The sequence below is a fragment of the Companilactobacillus bobalius genome (assembly GCF_002179915.1).
Classification (GTDB): domain Bacteria; phylum Bacillota; class Bacilli; order Lactobacillales; family Lactobacillaceae; genus Companilactobacillus; species Companilactobacillus bobalius.
The window spans coordinates 225812-247807 of sequence record NZ_MYFM01000003.1; the positions used below are offsets into that span (position 1 = coordinate 225812).

The window sequence follows — 21996 nt, forward strand, 5'->3', positions numbered from 1 at the left end:
TAGAAAATAATCTTTTTAGTAGAAGAAAAAAATATTTTTTTCAAATTTAATTGAAAAAGTTTAATAATATAAACGCTTTCAGCGTCAGGGGTTGTAAGCGTTAAACGGCTTATCACACCTGACTTATCTTGCTATTTTTTAAGCAAAGCCCTTGTGAAAAATAAGAGATAATGGTAAATTAATTAGTGAATATTTGTAGTGTAACTACAGAATTTTATATTATATGGTGAGGTATTAATTATGGAAAAGAAAGAATTTCACATTATTGCAGAAACAGGTATCCACGCACGTCCAGCTACAATGCTAGTACAAGCAGCAAGTAAATTTAGTTCAGATATCAATATTGAATTCTCAGGCAAATCAGTTAACTTGAAGTCAATCATGGGTGTTATGTCACTTGGTGTTGGCCAAGGTGCTGACGTTACAATTACTGCTGATGGTGACGATGCTGCTGATGCAGTTGCTGCTATTACAGAAACAATGACAAAGGAAGGATTGGCAGAATAATGGTTAAAACTATTAAGGGAATTGCAGCTAGTGATGGTATCGCTACTGCAGAAGCATACCTTTTAGTTCAACCAGATTTGTCTTTCACTAAGAAAAGTATTTCAGATGCTGATGCAGAAATCAGTCGTCTTAAGGATGCTATTTCAACATCAGATGATGAGCTTACAAAAATCAGAGATACCGCTAAGGAATCTCTAGGTGAAGAAGAAGCTCAAGTTTTTGATGCTCACAAGATGATTTTGGCTGATCCAGAATTTACAGGCGCAGTTGAAAAAGAAGTTTCAGATAAGAGTGTTAATGCTGAACAAGCATTGCATGATGTCTCAGAAAACTTCATTTCAATTTTTGAGGGTATGACAGATAATCCATACATGCAAGAAAGAGCAGCCGATGTCCGTGACGTTACAAAACGTGTTATGGCTCATTTATTAGGAGTTGAATTACCAAATCCAGCATTGATTGACCATCAAGTTGTCATTGTTGCTCATGATTTGACACCTAGTGATACAGCTCAATTAAACAAAAAGTATGTAAAAGGCTTTGTTACTGATATTGGTGGTCGTACAGCCCATTCAGCTATTATGGCACGTTCACTTGAATTGCCAGCTGTTGTTGGTACTGACACAATCACTACTGATGTTAAGGCCGGAGATACAGTTATCGTTGATGGTTTAAGCGGTGCTGCTATCATTGATCCTTCTGATGATGATATCAAGAAGTATCAACAAAAAGCTAAGGACTTTGCTGAAGAAAAAGCAGAATGGGAAAAATTAAAGGATGAAGCTTCAGTTACGGCTGATGGCAAACACTTTGATATTGCTGCTAATATCGGTACACCCGATGATCTAGAAGGCGTTGTTGAAAACGGTGCTGAGGGTATTGGTTTGTATCGTACAGAATTCCTATACATGCAATCAGATAGTCTTCCAACGGAAGAAGATCAATTCAAGGCTTATAAGAAGGTTCTTGAAGGAATGAAAGGTAAGCCAGTCGTTGTCCGTACTATGGATATCGGTGGTGACAAGCATTTGCCATACTTACCACTTCCTGAAGAAATGAACCCATTCCTAGGCTACCGTGCTATCCGTATCAGTTTGGATAGACAAGAAATCTTTAGAACTCAACTAAGAGCTTTGCTTCGTGCATCTGCCTTTGGTAACTTGCGTATCATGTTCCCAATGATCGGTACATTGCAAGAGTTCAGAGATGCCAAGAAGGTCTTTGAAGAAGAAAAGGCTAACTTAGTTAAAGATGGTGTAGAAGTTTCTGATGACATTCAATTAGGAATGATGATGGAAGTTCCTGCTGCTGCTGTTTTGGCAGATCAATTTGCTAAGGAAGTTGACTTCTTCAGTATTGGAACAAACGACTTGATTCAATACACAATGGCTGCTGATCGTGGTAACGAACATGTTTCATACCTATATCAACCATACAATCCTTCAATTTTGAGATTGATCAAGCACGTTATTGAATCAGCTCATAAAGAAGGCAAGTGGGCTGGTATGTGTGGTGAAGCTGCTGGTGACAACACAATGCTTCCATTGCTATTGAGCATGGGTCTTGACGAGTACTCAATGAGTGCTACATCAGTACTTCGTGTAAGAAGTTTGATGAAGAAGTTGAGCACAAAGGATCTTGCTACATTAGCTGATCGTGCTGTTAACGAATCAATCACTAACGAAGATAACAAGAAGCTTGTTGAAGAATACTTAAATAAGTAGAAATTAATTATTGGAGTCCGCTAAGCGGGCTCTTTTTTTGTTTAATTTGAGCAATAAAAGAGACATCATGATACACTTTTTAATAATCGAAGAAATGGATGTCTTAAAGAATGAAGTTAAAGGTTTTAACTGTAATAATTTTGAGCTTACTTGTGTTAACGGGGTGTCAAAATAAACCATCAACACATGAACAACAAATTAAAACAGAACAGCGTAATAAAACGATAAAAGCTAATCAAAAAAATTGGAATAAGAAACTAGAAAACATTAAAGTGCTAGATCAAAATGAATTCGAAAATGCCTTTATTAAAATTCCCAATGGGTATAATGATGAAAGTACTTCATTGAAAAATTTAGAAAATGGAAATCAGTACTTAATAGAGGGACAACTAATTGATCTGAAAAGTATGATAGATCGTCCAATAGCTCCTGAGACTGAAGCAATTGTTTATGTAAGTAAAGTCATCAGTGGTGACAGAAAACTTCAAGGTAAGACAATTAAAACAGTTTTTGCCGGGGGATTAACCAAAGGAAAGTATTTGTATGAAGATTATGGAATAAAAAATAGTCAAGAAACAATTTATTATTCTAGTGCCACTTTTCCAATGCCTAAAATTGGCAGTCATTTAATTATGGGAATTGGTAATTATCATCCTGACAATAAACGACAAGAAGAAATGTATGGGAAATTTGGCTTAACGAAAAACAATTTTTATACAATTAATAATCCAGAAACTACTTTCTGGGTGAAAACTAATGGAAAATACCAAATTAATAATCCGGCCTTTAATAATAGTGCGGCTAAACATGAATTTAAAAATATCTATAAATTAACTGATAAATTTAATCAGCAGTAGGAATTCATTAAATATGTTACGCTAATAAGAGCTTAATTTTATTGGGGGTAGTTAATGAAAAATAAAGTTATTAGAAATTTTTTGATTTTCATTGGATTCTGGATCGTTTTCGTCGGTATTAATAACCTTATCCATCATCGGGGAATTTTAACTAATTTTCCCTGGGAAGTCTTGTTGATCTTCCTCTTAGCCTTGATTCAAGTTCTAACTGATTTGAGTAGGCGGGCTGTTTATGGAATAGATATCGTAGTTTATTTCGTTTTCATGTTAATAACCGGTGGATATTACAATTGGACATCACTGATCGTTTTTGCATTAATGGCTGTTTTTATGTCAGCCATTACGTACTTTGTTGGGACTCAGTTTAGATATGGCGAAGTTCTTAAAAAATGATTTTATTATTTGTTAAATAAGAAGAGTATTGAAATATCAGAAGAATAAAGACTATAACAAAATCAAAATTTGGTTTTGTTATTTTTTTGTTTTTTAATTGCGATAATTTGATTGAGAAACTATAATGTAATCGATTTCAATATATTGAATTTTAATTTCATAAAGAGGAATAGAAATGGATGAAGATACTTCCAAAGTTGTTTCAGTTGAGATGTTACCAGATTTTTCTTTGATGATTGAATATAGTGATGGAACCAAAGAACATGCTAAGAGCATTTTTAGTGATGATTCAATTGGGTCAGAGGATGCCTCTGAAGATAAGTAGTGTAGAATTTGAATTTTTTTGAATCCCCTCTAATTTCACAACGTGTAATTTGGCGTGATAGAATTAAAGAATATTGGATACTTTGAAATTTTCAATATAGTAAGGACGGGGATTTCTATTCTTAAAATTCAAAATGGCATTAGTAAGTTTATTTTAGGTGTTTTAGCAATTTTTACGACGTTAGTTCTTTTCAAGATGTCGATGTTTTATTATGAAAATTATGCTACGGTAAATCGTGCTTTTAATTGGGGCAGTTTATTGTTGGCATTAGTATTTGTTGGGGTAGTCGGTTATTTCCTAGTTAAAATTAGTGACCAAAATAAAAAACTTAATTGGGCGATTCTTCTAGTAATGTTGCTTGTTTTCATGGTAGTAGCGACTACCTGGGTTTTAGTTGTGCCAAAGACTCAATTGAGTGATTTTGGTAACTTTTGGACACGCGTACCTGGTCTTCAGCATGGGGCCAAACTTTATGAAACTGACAATGACTATTTTTCACGTTTTGCTTATCAATCGGGATACATGGTTTATGTATTAGGCGTTGTAAAAATCTTTGGTTATCATATTTTTGCAATTCAATTTTTAAATGTAATCTACCAAGCTTTAATTTTACTTTTCACGTATTTATTAACTGTGAAAATCTTTGAAAATATTAAAGTGGCACGTTTAGCAGTGTTGCTCTTAATGATAGATTTAGATTGGTTTGCCTTGAATAGTCAAGCCAGCAATCAATATTTAGGCTCACTATGTTACTTATTAACATTTTATTTGATCATGCAAGATAAACTCTGGGCTTACATTTTATCAGGAGTTGCTTTGACCATCGGTTGTTTGATCAGACCGATTGGACCAGTAGTTGTGGCTGGCATCGTGGTTTTTGCAATACTGTATACAATGTTTGAAAATGGTAAATTCAATTACCAAAAGCCTCTGAAAATTTTGTTATCACTAGTGATTTATTTAGCACTGTTTTCTTTGGCAGGTTGGGGAATTAGGGCTTCTGGACTCAATGCTTATGGATTGTCTAACTATGATCCTGAATGGAAATTTGTTACCGGATTGAACTATCAATCTAATGGCACTTATTCGCCTGATATGGATCGTTTAATTGATGCAAGCAAGCCACGTAAGGTTATGAGCAAGAAAGAAAAAGCGGCATTGCATCAAGAAATAAATTATTTAAACAAAAATAATAAATGGTTGAGTTTGTTTATCAACAAGGTCGGTGGATTGTGGTCACAACGTACTATGGCTACTAATTTTACTGGCTATAGTCAGAATCATTCAGCTAAGACGGTTGAGCGAGTCGACTATTTGGCATACATCGGTTCGATTATTTTAATAATCTTTTCATGGATAGGTTCGTTTAGCCTGTTTAAAACAAAGTTCGGCAATAATTTATATTTATTGTTGTTACCAATGTTGGCATTTGCGGCCGCACAATTGTTGATTGAAGTTCAGGGAAGATATCGAATCGAATTTTTACCGGTTGTCGCAATTTTAGCTGGCTTGGGATTGTATCAATTTTTTATCAAAAAAGATGTTTAAATTTTAAGAAACTATCTGGTCAAATAGCTAGATAGTTTTTTTGTAAAAAAATTTATGGTCTCAATCGCTAATCTGACGGTTGATTGGTCAAGTCAAGGAAAAAATTTGAGTCGAGCCACTTGAAATTTAGGACTGACTTTAAATTAAAAAAATCATTGCTAAGCAAACTTGAGAGATATTAGAATAGTAATTGCGACTTTGAATTTTTAATTATAAATTAAAATCCAAATTGGATATTTTTAATTTTTAAATTGCCTAAATATCAATACGCAAAACCATTTCTAAAATGTCAATAGAAATAGTTGAACACTATATATTGTTATTGAAAAGAATTAAAGGTACTATATATTGTGTTATTTCAAATGTGTGGAGTGAATATTAATGAATACAATTAATAAAATTATTTTATCAGACGACTTTATTGACGAAGTCAAAAAAACAATTAAACCCCACTGGGGCGAGTTAGGCTGGGTTACGTATAAACGTACTTATGCTCGTTGGATTCCAGAACTTGGACGTACTGAAAATTGGTCAGAAACAGTTAAACGTGTTATTGAAGGTAACATCAACCTTGATCCACGTTTGAAGGATGATTCATTAACTGATGAACAATATGCCAGCTTGGTTAATGAAGCTCAAAATCTTTATAAATTGGTTTACGGTTTAGCCGCAACACCATCAGGTAGAAATCTTTGGATTTCTGGAACTGAGTATCAACATCGTAATGGTGATGCTTTAAACAATTGTTGGTTTGTTGCCATCAGACCACAAAAGTATGGTGATAGTCATATCGTGCCTTCTTACTTGAAGCAAGATCAATTGGCTGTTTCAATGCCATTCTCATTCATGTTTGATCAATTAATGAAGGGTGGCGGTGTTGGTTTCTCTGTTGTACCAAGTAATATGAAATTAATGCCGGTTGTTGATAACAAAGTTGATTTAACTGTTCTTATTGGCAAAGAGAGCGCCTCATACGATGATTCAATCGCAGCCGGTGCTGTTGACCGTGATGAATGGTTAAAGAGCCATGAACTTGAAAATACACGTCATTATGAACTTCCTGATACTCGTGAAGGTTGGGTAGTTGGAAATGCAAATATGATTGATGCTCACTTTAACGATACTAACGATGGTTTGAAAGATGTTGTTTTAGATATTACTAAGATTCGTGCTAAAGGTGAAAAGATCAAAGGATTTGGTGGAACAGCTTCAGGTCCCGTTCCTTTAATTGAAATGTTCTTTGATATCAACGAAGTTTTGAACAATGCTGCTGGTAGAAAGTTAACATCCGTTGACTGTACCGATATGGGGAACTTGATTGGTAAAACGGTTGTTGCCGGTAATGTTCGTCGTTCAGCTGAATTAGCTTTAGGTGGTGCTACTGATGATGATTTCATTACTATGAAGCAAGATCAAAAGAAACTTTATCATCACCGTTGGGCTTCAAATAACAGTGTTGCTGTTGATTCGAAGTTCAATAAGTATGCTCCAATTGCCGATTCCATCACACATAATGGTGAACCAGGAATCGTTAACTTAGAATTATCACGAAATTATGGCCGTGCCATTGATGGATATCAACCAGGTATCGATGATGGTGTTGAAGGGACTAATCCTTGTGGTGAAATTTCCTTAAGTAACGGTGAACCATGTAATTTATTTGAAGTCTTTCCATTGATTGCTCAGGAACAAGGTTGGTCATTGGAAGAGGCCTTTGAATTAGCAGCTAGATATACTAAGCGTGTTACATTTAGTAATTACGACTGGGAAGTTTCAAGAGCTGTTATTCAAAAGAATCGTCGTATCGGAGTTTCAATGTCTGGTATTCAAGACTGGATTTTGACAACTTTCGGTAATCGTGTTGTGACTGGTTTTGAATCTGCCACGGATCCTGAAACAGGAGATACTATTCAAAAGCCAATTTACGATCAACGCGTTTCTAAGAAATTTGATGATTTATATCATTCAGTTGTTGCAGCTGATAAGGAGTACTCAAAGGAATTAGGATGTAAAGCTTCAGTTAAACACACAACAGTTAAGCCATCAGGTACTGTTGCCAAATTAGCTGGTGTATCCGAAGGTATGCATTTCCACTATGCAGGTTACTTAATTCAAAGAATCAGATTCCAAGATAGTGATCCATTACTACCAGCCCTAAAGGCTTGTGGATACAAGATTGAACCTGATGTCTATACAAAGCATACAATGTGTGTTGAATTCCCAGTTAAAGCCGCCAATGCCGACGACCCTAACTTTGCTTCAGCCGGTTCAGTTTCAATCGCTGAACAATTTGCAACACAGGCCTTTCTACAAACATATTGGTCTGATAATGCTGTTAGTTGTACAATCACATTCCAACCTAACGAAGCAGATGAAATTGCACCATTGATGTATCAATACAGACACGTAACGAAATCAACTTCACTATTACCTTATAGTGGTGCCGATTTCAAACAAGCTCCTAAGGAACCAATTGATAAGAAAATTTATCAAGAACGTGAATCAGAGGTTAATGAAAACGTAGCTGCAGTATTTGCTGAACAAAATGATAATCATGACAAGAAAGACATCGAGTTAGTTGATCAATCAGACTGTGCCGGTGGCGCTTGCCCAATCAGATAGAAGACAGAGCGTGGAGCAGGGACGGTTAGCCTCCGAGGATTTGCCTAAGAAGTGGAATTATCCGCTGAACTTTGCGGATGGTTCCACTTCTGTAGCAAACCGGAATGGGTTGCCCTTGTGTAGCTCGTTTCTACTAGATTGCATAGAACTATGGTTATTAAAAAAGATAAATAAATTAAATTAGTAAAAAGATGCAAACTTATTTTAACAAGTTTGCATCTTTTTTACTTATATAATTATCGCAAAACAATATTAAAATATTGATTAACAAAAATAGTTATCTGTATTAAAATACGAAGTAGGGGGTGCTTGAAATGGAAAAATTATCAAACTTTATTTTAAAAGTATTATCGATTCTGACTGTCGTAGCTCAAATATTTTGTGGAATTGCAGGTGCATCTGTAATCTTCGCCAACGTTGCGGTCTTGTTTGTTTCGGGGGAAGCCGCAACGGAGCTTAAGAAGTATGTTCTACAACCATCTAACTTGAGCAAAGGGATGTTGGAATTAAGCGGATTGAATGCTTTATTAATTTTAGTAAGTATCATTTTTGCTCTACATGCATTACGTAAGATTATTAATAATATTGCACAGAGTGACTTCTTTGTAGAATCAAATGTGAATAACATGAAATTAATGATGGGTTCTGTTGTGATTTTTATTTTGGGTAATGTTCTTAGTATGATGTTTTTCTCATTCGGAAATGGTCGAAATTTGAGTTCAATATTTAGTAATTCCTGGGGACAAATCGGTAGTTATTTGATACTTTTGGCGATTATATATATGCTATATCTAGTATTCAAGTATGGTTTTGAATTACAGCATGATTCAGATACTGTTATTTAGGTGATTGTGAATGATTAAAATAAATCTCGATTTAATGATGTTAAAGAAAAAAATCTCTTCAAAAGAGTTAGCGCAAAAAATCGGTATTACACCAGCTAATCTATCAATTCTTAAAACTGGTAAAGCTAAAGGTATCCGTTTTGCCACGTTGGAGAAAATTTGTGAAGTTTTAGATTGTCAACCAGGTGATATTTTAGAATATCAGAGAGAAGATGTGACAGATACGAAAAAAACAGTTTATGAACAAGTATTTGAATTGGTTGATTCAATGTACAATTCTTTAGTTGATGAAACTGATTTTGATCCAGAAGTTATCAAAGTTCTAATGACGGCTGGAAAATATCTTAACGAAAAAAAGATGCCACCTCAGGTGATTGCTGCGAAAACGGTCAATGGTATTATTTTGGCTAACATGTCCAATAAGTCGAAATTGGATCAAACTAATTCAGAGCGTTTAAATCAGTTATTAATATTATCTCGATCTGAAGGGTACAAGTGGTCATCTGTTGGACCAACTGATTTGGGAGTTCAATTTTAGATTATGAAAGTAAGATATACCTTTTGTTTGAAAGGCTAGTATGGCAACTATCTTTAATGGTTGGTGTACTGGCCTTTTTGTTTGTAGATAACCATTGTTCTATTTTTAATAGTGGAAACGAGCTACGTAGGCTAATTTCTTCCGGTTTGCTACAGTACTGGAATTGCCCGCAAAATACGCGTGCGATTCCAGTACTTAGGCAAATCCTCGGAAATTCTCAAGCCTACTTCGCTCTCTGTCATTTTTATAAGCGTAATACTTTACACATTTTGTTTACGGTTGTAAACTAAGAATTGTTGAGAAGACTACAGATGTAAACCTAGAAGGAAAGTGACAATATGAAAGAAATTGAAACAATGAGTAAAGCTGAATGGCAAGTAATGAGGATCATTTGGACTTTGGGTCAAGCAACTAGTAAAGAAGTTATTGATATTCTTGAACGAAAGACTGATTGGAAATCTGCCACGATTAAAACTCTGATCGTTCGTTTACAAAAGAAAAACTTTTTGAAGGCTGAAGAAACTAAACGTCCTTATGTTTACAAGCCACTGATAGATGAGGATTTGGCTATTCATCAGAGTGTTAACAATTTGTTTGATAATCTTTGTTGCATGCGTAAGGGTCAAGCGATTAAAGATTTAGTACAAAACTCTGAGATTTCTCAAAGCGATATTTCTGATATTGTTGGGGCTTTAAATGCTAAGGCCCAAACAGCTCCAGAGGAAGTCGAATGTAATTGTTTGGAGGCAAACTTATCATGAAAGATATGAATGGAATGAAAATGAATGATAACGATCATTCAGATATGGATATGTCGGGAATGGACATGTCTGGTAGCCACATGATGATGCACGGTGGTCACATGATGGATATGGGGGACTTGAGGAAGAAATTTTGGATTTCGCTTGTTTTAGCAATACCAGTATTTGTACTATCACCATTTATGGGTTTAAATTTGCCTTTCCAAGTTCAATTTCCTGGATCTGATTGGATCGTACTAGTTTTAGCTACAATCTTGTATTTCTATGGTGGAAAACCTTTTATCACTGGTGCCAAAGGAGAACTACAATCTAAGCAACCAGCTATGATGACTTTGATTACTATGGGTATCAGCGTTGCTTATATTTATAGTTTATATGCCTTTGTCATGAATGATCTGGTTCATTCACCACAACACATTATGGATTTCTTTTGGGAACTATCATCCTTGATTGTGATCATGCTTTTGGGTCACTGGATCGAAATGAAATCTACCATGAGTGCTGGCAATGCTTTACAAAAGATTGCCTCACTAGTTCCTGATCAAGTTCATATGGTACATGAGGGAAAAACTATGGATCATGATATTTCCATGGTTAAAGATGGCGACGTTGTTGAGATTCGTGCCGGAGAATCAGTACCGCTAGATGGACATATTGTTAGCGGTACTAGTTACATCAATGAATCTTTGATTACTGGTGAATCTAAAGCCGTCAAAAAAGAAATTGGCAGTAAAGTTGTTGGTGGTTCGATCAATGGTGAAGGTACAATACGTGTAAAAGTTGATAAAGCTGCCAATGAGGGTTACTTGTCACAGATCAGTAAACTTGTATCTGATGCACAGAATAATCGTTCTAAGACACAAATGTTGGCTGATAAGGTATCAAGTTGGTTATTCTACGCTGCGTTGTCAGTGGGAATTATTGCCTTTGTTTATTGGCTGATTTTTGGTGATATGAATACAGCACTGAACAGACTAGTAGCTGTTTTGGTTATCGCTTGTCCACATGCCTTGGGATTAGCAATTCCTTTGGTTATGTCCCGCAGTACTTCAATTGCCGCAACTAATGGTCTAATTATTCGTGATAATCAAGCTATGGAAAATAGTCGTAAAATTGATTACATCGCAATGGATAAGACTGGAACTTTGACTGAAGGTAAATTCACTGTTAATGGTTTGAAGAGTATTGATTCTACAATTAATGATAATAAATTACTTTCAGTTATCGCTGGTATTGAAAGTGGTTCTAGTCATCCCATCGCCAATAGTATCGTGCAATATGCTAAGGATAAGAAGATTGAAATAGCTAATTTTGACGATGTTCAAGCAATTAAAGGCTATGGTATGAGTGGAAAGTTAGAGGGTCACGAATATTATTTAGTCAATATGAAGTATCTAAAAAATGAAAATATTCCAATTGATAGTAAATTAGTTCAAACATATTTAGATAAAGGAAATACTATTAGTTACCTAGTGGCAGATAAAAAAGTTCTTGGTTTTGTGGCCTTAGGTGATCGAATTAAGAAGAATACGATTGAGTTCATTAAAGAGTTAAAGGCCAGAAATATTACAACTATTATGTTAACTGGTGATAATAAAGATGCTGCAGCAACCATGGCTAAACAGATGGGAATTGATGAATTTAGAGCTGAATTATTACCAGAGGACAAGAATAAAGTAATTAAACAACTTGAACTATCTGGTCATCACGTCATGATGGTCGGGGATGGTATTAATGATGCTCCTAGCCTTGCCGCAGCAACAATCGGAGTTGCTATCGGTGCTGGTACAGATGTAGCGATTGATTCAGCTGATGTAATTTTATACAACAGTGATCCATTCGATATTATTAAATTCTTGAAATTGTCCCATCATACTTATCAAAAGACGGTCGAGAATCTTTGGTGGGGAGCTGGATATAATATTGTAGCAATTCCTTTAGCTGCCGGAATCTTAGCGGGTGTTGGATTTGTTTTAAGTCCTGCTGTTGGAGCAATTGTAATGTCACTTTCCACAGTTGTTGTCGCTATAAATGCGTTGACTTTAAAGATGTGATTTGGGAAAAATACTAGACATTATGTCATTAACTAACCATATTGAACATTCAATTTATGAAACAAAAATTGTATAATATTGAATTGTGAAGAGGCTAACTATTGAAAAAAACTCTTCATGAGGATACACTAGGTTTGATATGGGACAGGTGGTGATGAAAGATGGCAACTATCTCTTTCCAATTAGATGATTTTGATGAAAAGGTGATTCGTAATTATGCTAAATCGAAAGATATGAGTATTTCATCTTTTCTTCGTACAGTAGTGATTGAAAAAATAGAAGATGATATCGATGATGAACTTTATGAACAAGCGTTACAAGAGTCCAAGAATGGATCTCAAGATATTACGCTAGACGATGTGAAAAAAGTGATGAGTCGGTACTGTTAAATAAAAAATGCAGGGTAATTAATTCTGTATTGGGGTAAGTAGTAAGTCCACACTTGTGGATTTACTACTTATTTTTTTATCGTATTCTTGATGTTGTCTAAAGCAAACTAAGCGTTGAATACAAAAAAGAGCCAGATATTAAATATCTGACTCGAACAGTAGCATCTATTTGTGACATGCTAGGATCATTCTAAGAAATTTACTTGTAATAAGGCAAATCGAGGAAAGTAATAATGAATTCAGTTCCTTGACCTGTTTGGGATTTAACTTCAATTGTATGACCAAGCTTGTCGATCATCTTTTTAACTAAATACAAGCCCATACCAGTAGATTTACTACCTGATTGACGGCCATTGCTACCGGTAAAGCCTTTGTTATAAATTCGACTAACATCCTGATTAGCGATACCAATACCATTATCTTTGATATGCAATTCAACGTTATTGTTTTTATCTGTTGTGAAGATAGAAATTTTGCCACCACGATTAGTGTATTTCAAACTATTAGAAACAATTTGATTAATAATAAAACTCAGCCATTTTTCATCAGTTAAAATTTTCTTATCAGTGATGTCTAAACTGATTCCAATACGTTTATTAATAAAGAGGCGTTTGTTAGTTCGAATAGAAGCTTTAACAATGTTGTTGAGGTCCTGTTCTTGAATTAAATAGTCATTGGAAAAATTGTTCAGACGAGCAAAGTAGAGTGCCTGATCAACTAAGTAATCAATCTGATCGATTTCTTCGTCAACTAGGTTTTTGTCTAATTCATCATCTTGTGAAAGTTTCAAAGCTGCTAAAGGAACTTTAATATCATGAACCCAAGATTCAGTATATTCACGCTGATCTTTTTGATTTTGATAGAGCTTCGTCAACTCATTACGATATTCCAAAGAAATATTATTGATTTTCTCCTGAATGTATTTCTGCTCGTTGTTGCTGGCACCAACGAGTTCTTTAGATAAGTCATTTTGATAACTTTCTAATTGCTTATACCAAAATTTCTTATGATTGTAGGAAATTGATAGATTCACTACTAAAAATATCATTGCTAGAATCCAAGTATAAATTAATGTTCCCGGATAAAAGTCTACGTTAGGATCAAGAAAGAGAACTATTTCTACAAAAGTAACACCAATCAGCACAATTAGAATTGAATAAATATGATCTTTTAGATATTTAAGAAATGTCATGATTTACCTCATTAAGGAATAATGTATCCTTGACCAACTTTAGTTACAATATAATTTTTGAGACCATATTTTTCGATTTTACTGCGGAGACGATTGATGTTAACTGTTAAAGTATTATCATCAACGAAACGTTCGTCATCCCACATAAAATTGAGTAATTGCTCACGAGTAACAATTTTGCCTTGGTCTTTTAAGAGACGTTGAAGTAGTTTATATTCATTTTTAGAGAGATCAATCTTATTGTCATCAATTTCAACGGAACCACTTGAAAGATTCAATTTGAGACCATTGTGCTCGATGACGTCGCTAGTATTTTTAGTAAAGTCATAAGTACGACGTAGCAAGGCATTGATTTTAGCCACTAAAATATCGACCGAGAAAGGTTTTTCTACAAAATCATCAGCCCCCATATTCATAGCCATGATTTGATCCATATTGGAATTACGGGATGAGATGATTATAATGGGAGTCTTAGAAATTTTTCTGATTTCTTGATTCCAATAGTAACCGTCGTAGACAGGTAAGTTGATATCTAAAAGAACTAGGTCAGGTTTGTATTCATTGAATTGATCAATGATACTGTTGAAATCTTTCGTAATATAAGAATTGATTTGCCATTTGGCAAGATTTTCACTGATTAATTTGGAGATAGATTGATCATCTTCAATAATCATAATTTTAGCCATGTTAAAATTCCCTCCGTGCTAGAATGAAGACACTATGTATATAATATGATAACAATAATTATTTAATTATGGAGAAATTACGTTGCAAATAATTGTAAAGAATATTTCAAAAGATTTTGGAAAGAAGCGAAATGCCGTTCACGCCATTAAGGATATCAGCCTAAAAGTTGAACATGGCGAATTTTTAGGAATCATGGGTCCGTCGGGTGCAGGTAAAACGACACTGTTAAACATGATATCAACTAATGAACGTCCAGATCATGGTCAAATAATAGTTGATGGTCAAGACCTGACGCAGCTACATGATCGTGATCAAACTAAGTATCGTCGTAATAAAATGGGGTTCATTTATCAAAGTTTTGAATTGTTGGATTCATTGAATGTGAAGGAAAATGTTATTTTACCACTAGCTTTGAATCGGTCAAATAAAAAATTAATTGAGGAACGCTTCAATTATATGATGAATTTACTTAATATTGAAAAATTAAGTAAACGTAATATTGATGAGTTGTCTTTGGGTCAGCGTCAAATTGTGGCAGCTGCGAGAGCTTTGATCAATAGTCCAGAGATTCTATTTGCTGATGAGCCAACGGGAAGTCTTGATTCTAAATCAGCGACGATTTTGTTGAACTATATGCAATTAGTTAACCAACGAGAGAAAACGACTATTTTAATGGCGACGCATGATGCCTTTACGGCTAGTTATTGTAGTCGGGTAATCTTTGTTAAAGATGGTGTAGTTTTTTCTGAAGTTGTTAACCCTGGCAATCGAGATAAATTTTTTGAACAGATCATCAATATGCAACGGACGATTGGAGGGGGAAGCTATTTCAATGTATCGCAAAATAATTAAACGTAGTTTATATAATATGCGTGATAGCTACTTAATATACATCCTAGCTTGTGCTTTTGCCATTGGAATATTTGGGATTCTGATTTCTTTGGGAGACAATCCTTCCGTGCGAGTTTCGTTACGATCGTGGAATTCATTTATTTCAGATATAACTATTATGATGAGTGGACTTTTTGCATTCTGTGCCTTTATTTATATGGCTTATGTTGGTGGCTTTTTCATCAAGCAACAGAGAAATGAGTTTCGAACCTTTGAAAAATTAGGGATGCAACGTTGGGTCATAGTAGCGATTAGTTTTATTCAAACAACGATTGTACAAGCTTTTGCTTGGATTATCGGTTTGTCTACAACTTTGATTTTTCAAAAATTTATGGGAATGGCGTTATTCTATCTGATGCGATTACGATTTAATTTCATAATGCATATCAGTTGGAATGATGTTTTTCTTCTAGCTAAAATGTTCTTTTTCTCGACATTGGTTTTGAGTATTATCAACGCCATTAAAACGTTTAGGATTTTGCAACGAAAGACTATTAAACGTGAGATAAAGACGCGATGGTGGCTAAGAATCCCGGCAGGCATCTTTGGATTATTACTATTATTTAGTGCTCAGATTTGTACGGTGTCGTTATTCTACGATATGCATACGGTCAGTTATTCATCCAAACCGATCACTGAAATATTCTTTGTTATGCTAGCTGACATTTTTGGAACATATTTAGTTTACTTTGGATTCTTGCCAACTATTTTGAATACTTTACAGCGAATTCATTCTGTCTCCTATTCTGGAATCAATATGTTCTCTTTTAAATATTTAAAGGAGAGATTATTTCAAAATATCTCTATCTTATGGTTTGTAACTGAATTATCAGCTCTAGCCTTGATGCTACTAACTTTTTGTTATTTTGGGTATCAAGCGGTGCATCGTAATTATAATAGTGCCTATCCCTTTGAACTGGCTGCTGATAAAAATACTGCCGGTGTGATTAAGCAGGAATTGAAAAAGAGTAAGGCTCACATTAAAGGTGAGTACCAGACAAACGTAAAAATTAATTTGGTGTCTTATTATAAAAAAGATAATCAAGACTATATTCGTCAGCCAATGACTTTCATGTCATATAGCGATTATATGTCTTTACCCAAAAGAATGCGGAAGTGGAACGGTAAAATCAACTCGCGTGAATTCTTGAAAATTGATTATAATGGATCGATTTTTGAAAATCGCCACTTTAAAGAACATGATATTCGGGTCAAAGATTCGCCGGTCATTGCTACGGTTAAAACAGGTAGTTCGTTTCCATATGGTAGTTCGATGCATTTTGGGCCAATGATGGTTGTGCCTGATAAGTATTATCAGAAGATGCCGGCTGAAGTTGAGGATACCTTTTATGGTTGGGATTTCAAGCGAGGGGATCGGTTGAGTACAAAGCAGTTGGAAAAGCTAGATAATTTCCGCGATGCTTACTATATGAAAGTTAATTTCAAAAAGACCTTGGATCAATCAAACATTGAAGTATTGAAAAAAGCCCCCGATAGAGGAGGCTCCATCTATACACAGGCCGGATTCTTAAGACAAGGGAGCATTAAAAAGAATTTTACTCAAGGTGGAGGATTCTATCTCTTTATCGTGTCTTTGTTCAGTGTTGCTTTGTTGATTGCCTTAGGAAGTGTACTGACATTGAGAATCCTTTTGAGGGATGATTATCAATCGCGGCAATTGCGAACCTTACAAAAAATCGGTGTCGAAGAAAGCGAGGTCAAGCGTATTGTTCGTCGTGAAAATACGTTAACTTTCTTGATACCGTTGATTTTTGCCTTGGCACAATCGATTGTTGCGATTGCGATGTCGAATACTGGACGGCATATCTCAAAAAATATTATTTTGATATACGCTGGTTATGTTGTTTTATATGGTATTTTTGGTTTGGTGAGTTATAAGGTCTCTTGGCATGGGATCAAACATAAATTTAGTCTGTGACGATTGAGTAACTTTTGGTAAAGAATCCAAAATCTTCTTCGTTAGTACCCTGAATTTGTGATTGAACCTCTAGTTGTAAATTTTTGTTCCATTGTTTTATTTGATGAGTTTGTGTAAAAGTTTTAAGAATTAAATATTCTCTTGGACTATCTCTTTTTTGAAAGACAGCTGTTGCGGTAGAATTAAAGGAGTATTTGTGGAGACTGAATAATTTATTTTCAAATAACTTGGCCTGATCAGGATTAAACTTCAGATATGTCAAGGAATATAACCTATTGAATTCTTCATACTCTCCATTGATACTACGGTATTGCGCAAAAGTGGATAACTTTTTTATTAAAAGATGGTCTGCGTTAATACTAAATAAGGGTTTTAATAAAGTATCAGCAGAAGTTTGCTGACTCTTTAAAAAATTATATGTGCCTAGCTTTAATGTTATGTTCATAATTATTGAAATCCTTTCAATTTAAATTTTTTGGAGGTTTCTATGTTAGTTACAGTATTAGGTTTTTACGGAGGGTATCCTTATAAAGGAATCGGTACTTCTGGATACTTATTACAAAACGACGGTAAGAATTTGTTGATCGATTGTGGTAGTGGTGTTTTAAATTCACTATCTAACTACATGCAACCAACTGATTTAGATGCTGTTGTTTTATCCCATTATCACCATGATCATACAGCAGATGTGGGTGTTTTGCAGTACAATTGGCTCGCTGCTAAAAAAGAAAATCCACTACCTATTTATGGTCATACACAAGATTTTGTCAACTTTGCTCAATTGACAGAACCAAATGCAACTAAAGGAATCGCCTATAACGACTATGAACCAACTGAGATTGGAACATTAAAGTTCGAATTTCTCAGAACAGTTCACCCAGTTCCAGCTTATGCGATGAGAATTACCGATAGTAAAGGTAAGGTAATCGTTTATACAGCTGACACCACATATTTTGACGGTTTAGTCGACTTTAGTAAAGATGCAGATTTATTAATTGCTGATACTAATTTTCCAGAAGACGTAACTGGTCGTAAATGGCACTTAAATACAAAAGAAGCTGGTACCTTAGCTAAGGATGCCAACGTCAAACGTCTTATGATAAGTCATTTACCTCAAACAGTTGATGTTGAGACAATGTTAAGCCAATCACAAAAATATGCGAGAGAAATTCCAGTCGTGAATGCTTTCCAAGGTTTAGAAATCGAAGTTTAATCGCAGAGTGATAGGATTATATTTTCAATGAAAGTACTATAAATAATAACTAATACAATAAATTAATCCAAATTTATGTTTTTTGTGAAAAAAATACATAAAGGGCTATTTAGTGGGTACATGTTTTCACAATTAAACAATTTTCGAACAAATATTCGTAACTTTTTATTGAAAAACTATAGATTTTATTAATGCAATGGGTTACAATATTATTGTGTTTAAAGAGTTTGATACTACACAGGAAAGGAGAGATTATATATGGTAACCATTTATACATCTCCAAGTTGCACATCATGTCGTAAAGCCAAGGCTTGGCTCGAGGATCATGACATTCCTTACAAAGAAAGAAACATTTACTCTGAACCTTTAAATAAGCAAGAAATTAAACAAGTTTTACAAATGACTGAGAACGGTACAGAAGAAATTATTTCTACACGTTCAAAGGCATTCCAAAACCTTAAAGTTAATTTGGACGATTTAACAATTGATCAATTGTTGGATTTAGTTCAAACAAACCCTGGTTTGTTAAAACGTCCTATTATTATGGATGATAAACGTCTTCAAGTTGGTTTTAACGAAGATGAAATCAGAAGATTCTTGCCTAGAAGTGTTAGAACTATGGAACTTCAAAAGGCTCAATTAATGGCTGGATTATAAGAATATAAACAGAGCATTTCCTAACGGAAGTGCTCTTTTTTTGTTGCCAAAATTGGTAAGAACATTTTGAACAATCAATTAAAGAATTTATTCACAATAGAACAAATATATTTATATTAAATGAAAAAGTATATTCATGATGTTTGATATAATTCACCTTAAGAAAACGATTTCAAGGTGGACGCTATGCATGTATTCAGAAGGCCTATTTCGAATAGAAACAACTTTGTCATATTGTCGGTGATACTACTTTTGGGAATCTTGTGTATGACCGTTTTTGAGACAAATGAGATACAGGCGGCTACGACAAATGATGTGCAACAATTGTTAAATCAGAATGCCGCTAATTTGATGAATAATGAATCCCTTGCACAGACTGACGACATGTTACCTACAGCAGCGACAATCACATATAGTGGTGTCAATGGTACGGCTAATTGGGACATTGACAGCACTGGAAAGTTGACGGTTCACGCAGGTCAATTAGCCTATGGCATGGGCAATTGGAAGAATTACGCTAGTTCAATTAAAAGTGTTTATGTAGAAGATGGGGTAAAAGTAAATAATGACTTTGTTACATCAAATGGTAATAATGGAGTTTTTTCAAATTTAGAAAATGTTACGACAATTGATGTAACCAATTTAGATGTATCGGCAGCTTCAACATTGGGATACATGTTTAGTGGGGATAAAAAATTAACAGAAATAATTGGTCTTGAAGCCTGGAAGACATCCAAGGTTACGTGGCTCGGTAGTATGTTTTACGATAACAATTCTTTAAAGAGTTTGGATTTATCGAACTTTGATACTAGTCATGTAAATAATTTTTTTGGTATGTTTATGAACTGTTATTCGTTAGAGTATCTTAATATATCGGGATTCGATACTTCTGAAGCTGACAGTTTAAATCTTCTTTTTCTGGGGGTTCCTGGTGAAATAGTTGGGTTAAAAGGTTTTGATACATCAAATGTAACTAGTATGAGGTCAACATTTCAGAATGTGAATTTTATTAAAAATGATCCTGATGACATCAAAGATTGGGATGTTTCTAGGGTCACGGATATGTCAAGTTTGTTTAATAAAAGCAAATTTAATGAGTTGGATTTAAGCAAATGGGATATAGGCAAGGTTACAGATATGTCCTCAATGTTTAACGGTGATAGTAACGTTTCACAAGTTAAGGGAATCAGAGAGTGGGATACATCAAATGTAGAAAATATGTCTTCAATGTTTGCAGGAGTGACTGATAGTGATCTTTCGATGGTGAATGATTGGAATGTCTCAAATGTCACGTCAATGTATTCGATGTTCGGCGATTGTTCTAATTTAGCAGAATTAGATTTATCTAATTGGAATACTCCAAAGTTAAACCATACGGGGAGTATGTTTAGCAATGACAAATTACTCAGTGAAGATACGTTGAAAGGATATGAAACTTTAGTTACTGATAAAACTTTGCGTATGGGTTCTATGTTTTCAGGAACGGGATTTAAAACGATTGATCTATCACAGTATGATACTTCCAATGTAGAGGACTTAAGCAGCGTATTTATGGGAACTACTAAATTACAAAAGATAATTGGTACGTTTGACACTAGTTCGGTAGTTGATATGACAGCATTATTCAATGGCTCAGCTATTACTGACTTTGATGGGTTAAATATTGCTGATTGGGATACTTCAAAAGTTGAAAAGATGTCCCGTATGTTTCTAGCAACATCGATATCGAATTTTGATTTTTTGAAAGATTGGGATACTTCATCTCTGACTGATTTAAATTCGACATTTTCAAAAAATACTAAGGCTAAGACGATACCGTTGGTCAATTGGGATGTGTCTAAAGTTGGAAGCTTTTATTTGACCTTTAATGGCTCTAGTGCATTGGAGAGTCTGCCCATTGAAAACTGGAATGTTACTAGCGCCACAACAATGTATGGAATGTTTTGGAGTGCATCTTCTTTGAAAAAATTAGATTTTTCTAAATGGAATACTCCTAATGTGAAAAGTTTTTATGCAATGCTGAATAGTACCTCTGGTTTAGAAACAGTCGATCTCTCAGGATTGGATACTACTAATGCAACCGATATGAGTTACTTCTTTGGCTTAGAACATAATTTGTGGAAAATTACTCTTGGTCCTAAATCAGTTATGAAAAATCTTCAAGGACAGCCAAATACGACTGGAGTTCAATTTCCAACTCCTGTCGTAGGTAAAAAAATTAATGATTCATCAACTTCTGAATCTTATAGTGCAATTAGCGATAAATGGCAAGAGGTTGATTATGCAAATGGAGGTTCTGACCATCAACCAGTGGGAAATCTCTTTTCAGCACAAGAAATTGTTGATCAATTTTCCAACGCAGGTAATCCAATTACTACGTATGTTTGGCAGCAACATCCAATTATTAATATAAAAATGCAAGTACCAGATATTGATTTTGGTAAGATCAATAATGCACCACAGATTTTTCATCGGAAAAATAAAGATTTTGCTATAACGATTAATAATAATAATTATCCGGCTGATAAAGTTGTATCAAAGATCACAGTGTCCTTATCTGAACCCTTAACTACAGCAGATGGACAAAATACTCTAGAAAATGCTTTGGTCTATCGTGAAAAGAAAAAGAGTAGTCAAATTCTGTCAGGTACTCCAACGACAATTTACGAAGATGAAATTCCTGATGGAGTTAGTTCTATTAATTGGGATGACGATGATGGAATCCTTTTGGATATGAACAATGAGTCTTATGCCAAGAGCGATAACTATTCAACCACCTTAAATTGGACTATGGTCAACAGTCTATAGAAATCGTTATTTTTGACTAGCTTTTCGAGTTTTAGTATATTATTTG

General features: G+C 34.6%; 19 protein-coding genes and 1 pseudogene. 17 read left to right on the forward strand and 3 right to left on the reverse strand.

The features are described from left to right. The first annotated feature begins 240 nt into the window (after positions 1-240). The 12 genes and pseudogenes from LKACC16343_RS06145 (at position 241) to relB (ending at position 12563) form a co-directional block, all read left to right on the forward strand. A complete protein-coding gene (locus tag LKACC16343_RS06145; RefSeq protein WP_056953866.1) occupies positions 241-507 on the forward strand; it encodes a phosphocarrier protein HPr in 267 nt (88 codons plus the stop codon). Beyond that, positions 507-2231, forward strand: a complete 1725-nt coding sequence (gene ptsP / locus LKACC16343_RS06150; RefSeq protein WP_056953869.1) for a phosphoenolpyruvate--protein phosphotransferase — start codon at positions 507-509, stop codon at positions 2229-2231. Before LKACC16343_RS06145 ends, ptsP begins: the two co-directional genes overlap by 1 nt. 110 nt (positions 2232-2341) lie before the next feature. Next, on the forward strand, positions 2342-3088 hold the full coding sequence (locus LKACC16343_RS06155) for a hypothetical protein (protein WP_056953870.1): 747 nt from the start codon (positions 2342-2344) through the stop codon (positions 3086-3088). A gap of 54 nt (positions 3089-3142) precedes the next feature. Beyond that, a complete protein-coding gene (locus LKACC16343_RS06160; RefSeq protein ID WP_056953872.1) occupies positions 3143-3481 on the forward strand; it encodes a hypothetical protein in 339 nt (112 codons plus the stop codon). Between the two features lie 175 nt (positions 3482-3656). Further along, on the forward strand, positions 3657-3806 hold the full coding sequence (locus LKACC16343_RS14310; RefSeq protein ID WP_156638770.1) for a hypothetical protein: 150 nt from the start codon (positions 3657-3659) through the stop codon (positions 3804-3806). A gap of 54 nt (positions 3807-3860) precedes the next feature. Then, complete coding sequence (locus LKACC16343_RS06165) at positions 3861-5354, forward strand: ArnT family glycosyltransferase (RefSeq protein ID WP_234032537.1); 1494 nt, start codon at positions 3861-3863, stop codon at positions 5352-5354. 381 nt (positions 5355-5735) lie between these two features. Next, positions 5736-7976: a ribonucleoside-triphosphate reductase, adenosylcobalamin-dependent gene (nrdJ, locus tag LKACC16343_RS06170; protein ID WP_056953875.1), complete on the forward strand. Its 2241-nt coding sequence runs from the start codon at positions 5736-5738 to the stop codon at positions 7974-7976. 314 nt (positions 7977-8290) lie between these two features. Beyond that, positions 8291-8821 (forward strand): DUF2975 domain-containing protein, encoded by a 531-nt coding sequence (locus tag LKACC16343_RS06175; RefSeq protein WP_056953877.1) that lies wholly within the window; start codon positions 8291-8293, stop codon positions 8819-8821. Between the two features lie 10 nt (positions 8822-8831). Further along, positions 8832-9035 (forward strand): annotated as a pseudogene (locus LKACC16343_RS14535) (helix-turn-helix domain-containing protein); the annotation flags it as partial. Between the two features lie 662 nt (positions 9036-9697). Further along, positions 9698-10120, forward strand: coding sequence for a CopY/TcrY family copper transport repressor (locus tag LKACC16343_RS06185; protein ID WP_056953879.1), 423 nt, complete (start codon positions 9698-9700; stop codon positions 10118-10120). After that, positions 10117-12174 (forward strand): heavy metal translocating P-type ATPase, encoded by a 2058-nt coding sequence (locus tag LKACC16343_RS06190; RefSeq protein WP_321197784.1) that lies wholly within the window; start codon positions 10117-10119, stop codon positions 12172-12174. The genes LKACC16343_RS06185 and LKACC16343_RS06190 overlap by 4 nt, the downstream gene beginning before the upstream one ends. A gap of 161 nt (positions 12175-12335) precedes the next feature. After that, positions 12336-12563 carry a type II toxin-antitoxin system RelB family antitoxin gene (gene relB / locus LKACC16343_RS06195; protein ID WP_056953881.1) on the forward strand — a complete coding sequence of 76 codons (228 nt, stop codon included), beginning with the start codon at positions 12336-12338 and terminating at the stop codon, positions 12561-12563. A 199-nt stretch (positions 12564-12762) separates the two neighbouring features. Here relB and LKACC16343_RS06200 read toward each other — a convergent pair whose 3' ends face one another. Further along, positions 12763-13755, reverse strand: a complete 993-nt coding sequence (locus LKACC16343_RS06200; RefSeq protein WP_056953883.1) for a sensor histidine kinase — start codon at positions 13753-13755, stop codon at positions 12763-12765. A gap of 11 nt (positions 13756-13766) precedes the next feature. Further along, positions 13767-14441: a response regulator transcription factor gene (locus tag LKACC16343_RS06205; RefSeq protein WP_056953885.1), complete on the reverse strand. Its 675-nt coding sequence runs from the start codon at positions 14439-14441 to the stop codon at positions 13767-13769. Between the two features lie 82 nt (positions 14442-14523). Here LKACC16343_RS06205 and LKACC16343_RS06210 point away from each other — a divergent pair, with 82 nt between their 5' ends. Continuing rightward, on the forward strand, positions 14524-15294 hold the full coding sequence (locus tag LKACC16343_RS06210) for an ABC transporter ATP-binding protein (protein WP_082604569.1): 771 nt from the start codon (positions 14524-14526) through the stop codon (positions 15292-15294). Further along, entirely contained in the window at positions 15275-17272 is a 1998-nt protein-coding gene (locus LKACC16343_RS06215) for an ABC transporter permease (protein WP_056953889.1), read from the forward strand. Before LKACC16343_RS06210 ends, LKACC16343_RS06215 begins: the two co-directional genes overlap by 20 nt. Here the strand turns inward: LKACC16343_RS06215 and LKACC16343_RS06220 are convergent. Next, positions 17262-17717 carry a hypothetical protein gene (locus LKACC16343_RS06220; protein WP_056953891.1) on the reverse strand — a complete coding sequence of 152 codons (456 nt, stop codon included), beginning with the start codon at positions 17715-17717 and terminating at the stop codon, positions 17262-17264. The two genes, LKACC16343_RS06215 and LKACC16343_RS06220, sit on opposite strands and share 11 nt — an antisense overlap. Before the next feature lie 42 nt (positions 17718-17759). On the opposite strand from LKACC16343_RS06220, the gene LKACC16343_RS06225 reads away from it, so the two are divergent. The 3 genes from LKACC16343_RS06225 (at position 17760) to LKACC16343_RS06235 (ending at position 21950) form a co-directional block, all read left to right on the forward strand. Beyond that, positions 17760-18485 carry an MBL fold metallo-hydrolase gene (locus LKACC16343_RS06225; protein ID WP_056953893.1) on the forward strand — a complete coding sequence of 242 codons (726 nt, stop codon included), beginning with the start codon at positions 17760-17762 and terminating at the stop codon, positions 18483-18485. Positions 18486-18743: 258 nt separating this feature from the next. Then, on the forward strand, positions 18744-19142 hold the full coding sequence (gene spxA / locus LKACC16343_RS06230; protein WP_054643068.1) for a transcriptional regulator SpxA: 399 nt from the start codon (positions 18744-18746) through the stop codon (positions 19140-19142). A 267-nt stretch (positions 19143-19409) separates the two neighbouring features. After that, the gene (locus tag LKACC16343_RS06235; protein WP_056953895.1) at positions 19410-21950 is read left to right on the forward strand and encodes a BspA family leucine-rich repeat surface protein; all 2541 of its coding nucleotides are present in this window, start codon (positions 19410-19412) and stop codon (positions 21948-21950) included. Positions 21951-21996 lie beyond the last annotated feature (46 nt).

Coding starts and splice junctions, on each gene's coding strand:
- LKACC16343_RS06145 (WP_056953866.1), top strand. CDS start 241: ATGGAAAAGAAAGAATTTCACATTATTGCAGAAACAGGTATCCACGCA.
- ptsP (WP_056953869.1), top strand. CDS start 507: ATGGTTAAAACTATTAAGGGAATTGCAGCTAGTGATGGTATCGCTACT.
- LKACC16343_RS06155 (WP_056953870.1), top strand. CDS start 2,342: ATGAAGTTAAAGGTTTTAACTGTAATAATTTTGAGCTTACTTGTGTTA.
- LKACC16343_RS06160 (WP_056953872.1), top strand. CDS start 3,143: ATGAAAAATAAAGTTATTAGAAATTTTTTGATTTTCATTGGATTCTGG.
- LKACC16343_RS14310 (WP_156638770.1), top strand. CDS start 3,657: ATGGATGAAGATACTTCCAAAGTTGTTTCAGTTGAGATGTTACCAGAT.
- nrdJ (WP_056953875.1), top strand. CDS start 5,736: ATGAATACAATTAATAAAATTATTTTATCAGACGACTTTATTGACGAA.
- LKACC16343_RS06175 (WP_056953877.1), top strand. CDS start 8,291: ATGGAAAAATTATCAAACTTTATTTTAAAAGTATTATCGATTCTGACT.
- LKACC16343_RS06185 (WP_056953879.1), top strand. CDS start 9,698: ATGAAAGAAATTGAAACAATGAGTAAAGCTGAATGGCAAGTAATGAGG.
- LKACC16343_RS06190 (WP_321197784.1), top strand. CDS start 10,117: ATGAAAGATATGAATGGAATGAAAATGAATGATAACGATCATTCAGAT.
- relB (WP_056953881.1), top strand. CDS start 12,336: ATGGCAACTATCTCTTTCCAATTAGATGATTTTGATGAAAAGGTGATT.
- LKACC16343_RS06200 (WP_056953883.1), bottom strand. CDS start 13,755: ATGACATTTCTTAAATATCTAAAAGATCATATTTATTCAATTCTAATT.
- LKACC16343_RS06205 (WP_056953885.1), bottom strand. CDS start 14,441: ATGGCTAAAATTATGATTATTGAAGATGATCAATCTATCTCCAAATTA.
- LKACC16343_RS06215 (WP_056953889.1), top strand. CDS start 15,275: ATGTATCGCAAAATAATTAAACGTAGTTTATATAATATGCGTGATAGC.
- LKACC16343_RS06220 (WP_056953891.1), bottom strand. CDS start 17,717: ATGAACATAACATTAAAGCTAGGCACATATAATTTTTTAAAGAGTCAG.
- LKACC16343_RS06225 (WP_056953893.1), top strand. CDS start 17,760: ATGTTAGTTACAGTATTAGGTTTTTACGGAGGGTATCCTTATAAAGGA.
- spxA (WP_054643068.1), top strand. CDS start 18,744: ATGGTAACCATTTATACATCTCCAAGTTGCACATCATGTCGTAAAGCC.
- LKACC16343_RS06235 (WP_056953895.1), top strand. CDS start 19,410: ATGACCGTTTTTGAGACAAATGAGATACAGGCGGCTACGACAAATGAT.